The following is a 9,059-nucleotide window of genomic DNA, read 5'->3' on the forward strand; positions in this document are numbered from 1 at the left end:
CGCGTCTCAACGGAGGTGGGGGTGATGACACCGGCCCCGCCTGCCTAACGGGTGGGAGTGGGGGTGGGGGTAGGGGGGCGGTCAATTAAACCGATCGGTCCCGGGAGCCGCCCCGTAACTCCTTCTCCCTCACGCCGCCTTGAAGTTGCGGAGGCGGAGGCTGTTGCCGACGACGAAGACGGAGGAGAAGGCCATGGCCGCTCCGGCGATCATCGGGTTGAGCAGGCCCATGGCGGCGAGGGGGAGTGCGCCGACGTTGTAGGCGAAGGCCCAGAAGAGGTTGGACTTGATGGTGCCGAGGGTCTTGCGGGAGAGGCGGATGGCGTCGGCCGCCGCCCTCAGGTCGCCGCGTACGAGGGTGAGGTCGCCGGCTTCGATGGCGGCGTCGGTGCCGGTGCCCATGGCGAGGCCGAGGTCGGCCTGGGCGAGGGCGGCGGCGTCGTTGACGCCGTCGCCGACCATGGCGACGCTCTTGCCTTCGGCCTGGAGGGACTTGACGACGCTGACCTTGTCCTCGGGCATGACTTCGGCGATGACCTGGTCGATGCCGACCTCGGCCGCGACGGACTCGGCGACTGCCTTGTTGTCGCCGGTGAGCAGGATCGGGGTGAGGCCGAGGGCCTTGAAGCGGCGGATGGCTTCGGCGCTGGTGTCCTTGACGGCGTCGGCGACGGTGAGCACGGCGCGTGCCTCGCCGTCCCAGGCGACGGCGATGGCGGTGCGGCCGGCTGCTTCGGCGTCGGCCTTGGCGCGTTCCAGTTCGACGGGCAGGGCCATGGCCCATTCGGCGAGGAGTTTGTCGCGGCCGACGAGGACGGCGTGGCCCTCGACGATGCCCTGGACGCCGAGGCCGGGGATGTTGGCGAAGTCTTCGGGGGTGGGCAGGGGGCCGACCTTGGCGGTGGCTCCGGCGGCTACGGCCTGGGCGATCGGGTGCTCGGAGGCGTTCTCCAACGCCCCTGCCAGGCGCAGGACTTCGTCCTTCGTGGTGTTCGCCGCGAGGTGGATGTCGAGGAGGGTCATGCGGCCGGTGGTGACGGTGCCGGTCTTGTCGAGGAGGATCGTGTCGACCTTGCGGGTGGACTCCAGGACTTCGGGGCCCTTGATGAGGATGCCGAGCTGGGCGCCGCGGCCGGTGCCGACCATGAGGGCGGTCGGGGTGGCCAGGCCCAGCGCGCAGGGGCAGGCGATGATCAGTACGGCGACTGCTGCGGTGAAGGCGGCGGTGAGTCCGGCGCCGCTGCCGAGCCAGAAGCCCAGGGTGCCCAGGGCGAGTGCGATGACGACGGGCACGAAGACGGCGGAGATCTTGTCGGCGAGGCGCTGGGCGGCGGCCTTGCCGTTCTGGGCGTCCTCGACCAGCTTGGCCATCCTGGCGAGCTGGGTGTCGGCGCCGACGCGGGTGGCCTCGACGACGAGGCGTCCGCCGGCGTTGAGGGTGGCTCCGGTGACGCTGTCGCCGGGGGAGACCTCGACCGGGACGGACTCGCCGGTGAGCATGGAGGCGTCGACGGCGGAGGTGCCTTCGACGACGGTGCCGTCGGTGGCGATCTTCTCGCCGGGGCGGACCAGGAAACGGTCGCCCGGCTTCAACTCCGAGGTGGGGACGGTGACTTCGACGCCGTCGCGGAGCAGGGTGACGTTCTTCGCGCCGAGCTGGAGCAGTGCCTTGAGGGCGGCGCCCGCCTTGCGCTTGGAGCGGGCCTCGAAGAAGCGGCCCGCCAGGATGAACGCGGTGACGCCTGCCGCCGCCTCCAGGTAGATGTTCCCGGCGCCGTCGGTACGGGCGATCGTGAGCTCGAAGGGGTGCGTCATGCCGGGCATGCCCGCCGTGCCGAAGAACAGCGCCCACAGCGACCACAGGAACGCGGCAGACGTACCGACCGAGATCAGGGTGTCCATGGTCGCGGCGCCGTGCTTGGCGTTGGTCCACGCGGCCCTGTGGAAGGGCCAGGCGGCGTACGTCACGACGGGCGCGGTGAGGGTGAGCGCGAGCCACTGCCAGTACTCGAACTGCAGCGCCGGGATCATCGACATCGCGATCACCGGGACCGCGAGGAGGGTGGCGGTGATCAGGCGCTGGCGGAGTGAGACGAGGGCGGGGTCCTCGGGCGCGGAGTCGTCGTCGGGGGTGTCAGTGCCGGTGCCGCCGTCGGTGGTCGTCTGCTGGCGCGGCGGGGTGGGCTCCTTGGCGGAGTAGCCGGTCTTCTCGACGGTGGCGATCAGGTCCTGTACGGAGATCTCCTCGCCCCGGTAGGTGACCTTGGCCTTCTCGGTGGCGTAGTTGACGGTCGCCTCGACGCCGTCCATCCGGTTCAGCTTCTTCTCGATACGGGCGGCGCACGAGGCGCAGGTCATGCCGCCGATGGCGAGTTCGACATGGGCAGGCGCCGCCTCTGTCGGTGTCGGCGCCGGTGTCTGGACGGTCATGACCACTCCCCTGGTGACGGGCTCGTATCGTTGCTTGTTGCCTGCTTGCTGCCTGCTTCTCGGTGGCTGTCGATTACCCCCGGGGGGTATCGGCTGCTAGTTCATGTATACCCCCCTGACCTATGGGGCGCAAGTATGTGTCACATACTCCGTGGGGGTATCGCGAAATCGGGCCCGTCCGCGAGGGGCTTGGTCACACCCCGCGTGGGGGTGGTGCGCAGGCGGTGCATGGGAACTAGTCTTGATATTGGACTAGACCATGTCCGTGTCGGCGATGGCGAAGGAAGCGGAACCCCATGAGTGAGCGTGCAGTCCTGGAGGTGATCGCCCTCAGTGCCGAGGACGCGGTCGCGGCCCAGTCCGGTGGTGCCGACCGGCTCGAACTGGTCACGGACATGGCTGCGGACGGGCTGACCCCGTCCCGCGAGACCTTCGCCGCGATCCGCGCCGCCGTCGACATCCCGCTGCGCGTGATGCTGCGGCTGGCGGACGGCTTCGCGGCGGGCTCCGCCGAGAACATGGACGCGCTGGTCGCGAACGCGCGGGCGCTGCGGGCGGAGGGCGCGGACGAATTCGTACTCGGCTTCCTCGACGAGGACGGCAGTGCGGACCTGGTCGCGGTCGAGCGGCTGGTGGCGGAGATCGAGGGGTGCCGGTGGACGTTCCACCGCGCCGTGGACCGGGCGGCGGACCGTGACGCGGTGCGCAAGTCGCTGGCGGACCTGCCGGGCCTGGACACCTACCTGACCGCCGGCGCGGCGGAGGGCGTCGACGCGGGACTGCCGACGCTGCTGGCGGAGGCGGCCAGGGCGGGGGAGCCGGGGTACACGGCGCAGATCCTGGTGGGCGGCGGTCTGCGACTGGACCACCTGCCGGTGCTGCGGGCGGCGGGAATCGACGCGTTCCACATCGGCGGAGCGGCGAGGCCGCAGGGCTGGGATGCGCCGGTGTCGGCGGCGGCGGTGGAGGAGTGGCGGTCGGTGCTCGACGCGTGAGGTGTGACGGGTGAGGCGTGAGGTGTGACGCGTCACGCGTGACGGGGCGGCTTCCGGAACCGCGTACTACGGTCCCGGAAGCCGCCCCGTACTCATGCGTGCGGGACTCAGCCCACCAGGGCCACGGGAAGGGGTTGTGCGTGGCGGATGGTGAGGCCGGAGACCGCTCGGGTGAGGGCCACGTACAGGCGGCGCAGGCCGGTGCGTTCGTCGGGTTCGGCGGCCACCACCGCCGCCGGTTCGTCGAGGACCACGTAGTCGTACTCCAGGCCCTTGGCCAGGGACGCCGGGACCAGGGTCAGGCGGGACTCGGTGGTGGTCTCCTCGCCGGGGGAGAGGTAGGAGTGGCCTGCTGCCTCCAAAGCCTTGGCGAGGGAGGGGATGCGGTCGTCGGCGGCGATCAGGCCGATCGAGCCCTCGTGGGTGAGGGCCTCCTCGCAGGCGGCGACGATCTCGGAGTCCAGGTCGGTCTCGTCCGGGACCAGTTGGACGGAGAGTGCGCCGGGGCTTTCGCGGACCGAGGTCACCGGGGTCAGGCCGGGGGACATGTGCGGCAGCAGCCGGGACGCGTACGAGATGACGTCGCGGGGGACGCGGAAGCCGGCCGTGAGTTCCTCCAGGTGGGCTTCCGGCTTGCCCAGGTGGGTGAGGGCCTCGGCCCAACTGGTGGTCGCCCAGGGGGTGGTGCCCTGCGCGAGGTCGCCGAGGACCGTCGCCGAGCCGGTGGAGCAGCGGCGGCCGACCGCCCGGTACTGCATCGGGGACAGGTCCTGCGCCTCGTCGAGCACGACGTGGCCGAGCGAGTGGGTGCGCTCCACCAGGTCGCGGGCCTCGTCGATGAGTACGGCGTCGGCCGCCGACCACTTCGCGGAGCGGGTGCTGCGGGCGGGCTTGGGGTGCAGGACGGTGCGCTGTTCGTCCTCGGTGAGGATGCCCTCGGCGTGGGCGGCGAGGAAGTCGGGCTCGGCGAGGAGGCGCAGGACCAGCTTTGCCGGGTCCACCGGGGGCCAGATCGCCTTGACGGCCTGCTTGACGGCGGTGTTGCGGGCGACGGCGTCCTGCACGCGGTCGTCGGGGGCCTCCCCGGCCTCCTCCATGCGGACCAGGATCTGGTGCGCGATCCGGCGGGGGAGTGCCTCGCGGGCGGCCCCGTAGCGGATGTCGCGTGCCAGCAACTCCTGGACGATCTCTTCGAGTTCGTAGGCGGGCACGCGCCAGCGGCGTGACCCGCGTACGAGGACCACGGGCTCGGTCGGCATCGTCACGTGCGAACGGATCGCCCGGCGGAGGACCTCGGCCATCCGGGCGTCGCCCTTGATGACGGCGGCGGGGGCCTCGTCTGTGCCGCGGATTTCGAGGAGGACGCCCTCGCCGTTGGTGGTGACGAGGTCGTCGACCGTGGCCTGCTTCACCTCCATCTCGCCGAGGGCGGGGAGGACTTGCTCGATGTAGTGGAGGAAGGACTTGTTGGGGCCGATGACGAGGGTGCCGGTGCGGGCGAGGCGCTCGCGGTGCGCGTAGAGGAGGTACGCGACCCGGTGCAGGCCGACGGCGGTCTTGCCGGTGCCGGGGCCGCCCTGGACGCAGACGGAGCCGGACAGTCCGGAACGTACGATCTCGTCCTGCTCCGGCTGGATCGTCGCGACGATGTCGCGCATCGGGCCGACGCGCGGACGCTCGATCTCCGCCTGGAGGAGCTTGCTGGTCAGGGGGTCGTCGGCGGCGGACGGATCGGAGAGGTGCTCGTCCTCGTACGCGGTCAACTCGCCTGCCGTGTAACCGAACCGGCGGCGCAGACCGACGTCCTGCGGGTCCTTCTTGGAGGCGCGGTAGAAGGGCTGCGAGACGGGGGCGCGCCAGTCGATGACCATGGGTTCGCCGTCGGCGTCGTGGACGTGGCGGCGGCCGATGTAGAAGTTCTCGCCCGGGGTGCCTTCGGCCTCGGCGGCGCCGACGGTGTGCAGGTAGTCGAGGCGGCCGAAGAAGAGGGGGGTGTGGGAGAGGTCCGCGAGGGCCTTGATGCGGTCCTCGATCTGGGCGGTCAGGACGACGGCGTTGACCCAGTTCGCGGTGACGTCCTTGATGTCGAGGTTCTCGACGTCCTCGCGCATGGCGCGGAGGGCGGAGCGGGAGGCGGCGAGGTGGGCGCGCTCGCGGGAGAGGGGGTCGGTGTTGGTGTTGGTGTTGGTGTCGGTGTTGGTGTCTGTGTCGACGCTTGGTGCGGCCTCGGCCCGGGGTGCGGACGGGGTCGCGTGGGATGCGTGCGCGGGCACGGTGAAGCCTCCGGCTGGGTAAGCAGGCCGGGCAGCCGGGTTCCTTGCGGCGGGCCGGGGTCCTTGCGGCGTCGGGCCCGGGGAAGCGGGCGCCGACGGGCGGTGGACCGGGGCGGGCCGGGTGTGCGGCACGGCTCGGCGGGGTCACGTCATGGGATCACGTCTATCTGCCACCCGGTTTCCGGCCGGGCGGCGCGCGCGCTCCGGGGAGGGAGGCGGGGGGAAGGGGTGATTGTAACGGGGGAGGGGAATGGGGGCGAGCGAATATCCCGGCCCGTCAGGGGCGCGGGGCTGTGACACTGTGCGGCTCCGCCGCGCGAGCGCGACCAGCCCTCCTCGCAGGAGCGCCTCGCCCCCACCCACCCCCGCACGGGGTGCGCCCCTTTAGGGGCGCGGGGAACTGCGCGGCCAGCCACGACACATCCGCACCTCCCCCACCCACCCCGACCGGGCTGCCACCCCGGGGTCCGGGGCGGAGCCCCGGTTTCGGGAAGGGGCGGGGTGGGGTGAAGCCCCGCGCAGCGGCCACTCGTGTGCGGAGCTCGGGGCAGGGGCAGGGGCAGGGGCAGGGGCAGGGGCAGGAGCGAGGGGTGCGGCTCCGCCGGGGGTCCGCCCCCTTGCCCGCCCGTCCCGCCCCCGGGGGGCGGCCCCGCCGCCCAAGGGGGCTCGCGGGGTAGGGGCGGCACCGCCGCCCAAGGGAGCGGGGGCGAGCTGGGGTGGGGGTGGGGGGTTTGCCCGTAAGACCTTGGGTGGAGGGGTGGGGGTGGGGTCAGACCTCGGGTGGAGGTGGGGTGGGGTGCAGGTTCAACCCGGGGGCCGATGACCTGGGGGCGGACCGGGGACACCATGGATACATGAGCACAGTGACAGCAGCGGCGACAGCAATGGCCGGCCCCCGCACCGGCTCCCCCCGGCACTCCGGTGCCACCGCGGTCTCGGGCAAGTCCCACTTCGGCACCCGCGCCTTCCGCGCCGTCCGCGTCTTCGCGGGCGCGGCGGTCAGCGTGGTCCTGCTGGGCGACTACGCCGACGACTGGAGGAACGAGCGTGACGCATGGGCCGACGGCAGTCGTACGGGCGAGACGGGCGCGGTGCCGAGGCAGGAAAGCCGCCCGTAAGCAGCGCCACCGTCCCCGCGGGGCCGTCCGGCGACATGGCCCGGCCCCCGGATACCGTGGCCCGCGCCCGGTAATGCCTCATAGGGTTGCCGCGTGACGACTGACCGGACCGAGAAGGCCCGCGCCGCCGACCGCGTGAGCTCCCGCGTGACGGAGCCCCGCACGGAGACGCCCCGCGCGCCCGAGCACCAGAGCCCACGCACGGAGAGCCCTCGCACGGAGAGTCCTCGCTCCGAGGCCGAGAGCACCCGCGCGACCGGCCCTCACGCCACCGGCCCCCGTGCCACCAGCCCCCGCGCCCTCCTCGGTGCCCGCCTTCTGCTGGGCTTCTCGTTGGCCGCGCTCATCGCCCTCTTCCTGGCCACCCGGGTCCCGATGGGCGACACCCTCGTCTACCGGGCGGAGGGACAGGCCGTCGTCAACGGCACGAGCCTGTACGACTTCGTCACCACCGAGTGGAAGCTCCCGGCCACTTACCCGCCCTTCGCCGCGATCCTCTTCGTGCCGACGACGTGGATTCCCGTCACCGCCATGAAGGTCTGCTTCTTCGTCGGCAACATCGCCCTCCTCGCCCTCCTCGTACGGCTGTCCTGGCGGTTCGCCAAGCTGCCGCGCCGCCCCGAGCTGATCCTCGTCGCGACGGCCTTCGCCATCTGGCTGGAGCCGGTCTTCCAGACGTTCGTGTTCGGGCAGATCAACCTCGCGCTCGCCTGCCTGGTCCTGTGGGACCTGACCCGGCCGAAGGGCGCCCTGGGCAAGGGAGTCGGCCTCGGCATCGCCGCCGGGATCAAGCTCACCCCGGCCATTTTCATCGTCTATCTGTTGGTCACCGGGCGGATCAGGAACGGCCTCACCGCCCTCGCCTCCTTCGTCGCCACCGTCCTCTTCGGCATCCTCGTGCTGCCCTCCGCGAGCCTCGACTTCTGGACCCGGCGGATGTTCGAGACCGAACGCGTCGGCAAGGTCTGGATCGTCGACAACCAGTCCCTCCAGGGCATGCTGGCCCGCGCCCTGCACACCATGGAACCGGGGCTGCTGTGGTTCGCGACCGCCGCCGTGGTCGGCCTCGCCGGACTGTGGCTGGCCCGCCGGGCCGTGCGCACCGGGCACGAGGAGTGGGGCATCGTCGTCGTCGCGCTGACGATGGTGCTGGTCTCGCCGATCAGCTGGTCCCACCACTGGGTGTGGTGCGTCCCGCTGATCGCCCTGCTGGCGGGCGAACGCCACTTCCGTACCGCAGGGGCCCTGGCCGTCCTCTTCACCTGCCGCAGCTTCTGGGTGATTCCCCACAAGGGCGACCTGGACGTCCAGCTGCCGTGGTGGCAGCAGCCTGGCCTGTCGCCGTACCCGATGGTGGGGCTGGTGCTGCTGGGGTGGCTGGCGTGGCGGCTGCGGAACGAGAGGGTGCGGGTGGGTGGCGAGCACCTGCCGACGCAGAAGGCGGAGCCCGGGCCGGGTGCCGTGGCGGAGTCGCCCCGTACGGCGAACTGAGTACGTTTCTGAGTACGTGACGGGAGGTGCGGGGGCGGTGTTCCGCGGTCCACTGGACGTATGACGCGACGTACCGCTGGCACCACACCGGAGTTCGACCCGAGGCAGGGCCTCCCCGTCTGGGACCCGCGCAGCCCGCTCGGCGCGCTGCGCGACGCGCCCGACTATGACCCGTCGGCGAAGTGGGTGCGGCTTGGGGCTGTGTTGCTGTTGGTGCCGTTGATGTTGGCGGACCTGATGTTTCTGGGGTTGTCGCCGATGGCGCTCGATCATTGCGAGCGGGGGGAGGCGTGTTGGGGGGAGGTCCATGGGGCGATCACGGTGGCGGGTGTCTCGCTGCTCGCGGCGGCGGTGCTGCTTGTTGTCTCGCTGTGTCTGACGTCGCGGCGGGGGCGGCGGGCGGTCAGGGGGTGGCTGGTCGTGGGGGCTGCGGCGGGGGCGCTGATCTCCCTCGCCGCACTGTTCACGCTGTGAACGGGTAACCGGCGCCACTTCGCCGCCGCCGCGTGGCCCCGCCCCCCGTGGGCACGGGGGCCGCCCCCCTGGGGCGGAACGGGTGGGCACGGGGGGCGGCCCCGGTTCCGCTTGCCCCCTCGCTTTGGCCCAGCCCTGGTGAGGGGGTTTGGCATGCCATCTTTTGGGCGGTGGGGCGGTACGGGGGCGGAGGTGGCACGGCCCGGAGGGTGCGGCTCCGCCGGGGGCCGCCCCCTTGCCCGCCCGTTCCGCCCCCGGGGGCGGCCCCGCCGCCCAAG

Annotated in this window: 6 protein-coding genes; 4 read left to right on the plus strand and 2 right to left on the minus strand. The window is 72.1% G+C overall.

What is annotated here, in order from left to right; genetic code table 11:
* Nucleotides 1–129: 129 nt before the first annotated feature.
* Nucleotides 130–2,430, minus strand: coding sequence for a heavy metal translocating P-type ATPase (locus tag ACZ5PB_RS43260; RefSeq protein WP_468699220.1), 2,301 nt, complete (start codon nt 2,428–2,430; stop codon nt 130–132).
* 296 nt (nt 2,431–2,726) lie between these two features.
* Between ACZ5PB_RS43260 and ACZ5PB_RS43265 the strand changes: the two genes are divergently transcribed.
* Nucleotides 2,727–3,425 carry a copper homeostasis protein CutC gene (locus ACZ5PB_RS43265; protein ID WP_468699221.1) on the plus strand — a complete coding sequence of 233 codons (699 nt, stop codon included), beginning with the start codon at nt 2,727–2,729 and terminating at the stop codon, nt 3,423–3,425.
* Nucleotides 3,426–3,532: 107 nt separating this feature from the next.
* Here ACZ5PB_RS43265 and ACZ5PB_RS43270 read toward each other — a convergent pair whose 3' ends face one another.
* Nucleotides 3,533–5,698, minus strand: a complete 2,166-nt coding sequence (locus ACZ5PB_RS43270) for a HelD family protein (RefSeq protein ID WP_468699222.1) — start codon at nt 5,696–5,698, stop codon at nt 3,533–3,535.
* An 854-nt stretch (nt 5,699–6,552) separates the two neighbouring features.
* Here ACZ5PB_RS43270 and ACZ5PB_RS43275 point away from each other — a divergent pair.
* The 3 genes from ACZ5PB_RS43275 (at nt 6,553) to ACZ5PB_RS43285 (ending at nt 8,781) form a co-directional block, all read left to right on the plus strand.
* The gene (locus ACZ5PB_RS43275; protein WP_468699224.1) at nt 6,553–6,816 is read left to right on the plus strand and encodes a hypothetical protein; all 264 of its coding nucleotides are present in this window, start codon (nt 6,553–6,555) and stop codon (nt 6,814–6,816) included.
* A 93-nt stretch (nt 6,817–6,909) separates the two neighbouring features.
* Nucleotides 6,910–8,307: a glycosyltransferase 87 family protein gene (locus tag ACZ5PB_RS43280; RefSeq protein WP_468699226.1), complete on the plus strand. Its 1,398-nt coding sequence runs from the start codon at nt 6,910–6,912 to the stop codon at nt 8,305–8,307.
* Between the two features lie 60 nt (nt 8,308–8,367).
* A complete protein-coding gene (locus ACZ5PB_RS43285; RefSeq protein ID WP_468699228.1) occupies nt 8,368–8,781 on the plus strand; it encodes a hypothetical protein in 414 nt (137 codons plus the stop codon).
* Nucleotides 8,782–9,059: the final 278 nt, after the last annotated feature.

The organism is Streptomyces sp. NPDC032721 (genome assembly GCF_055579625.1).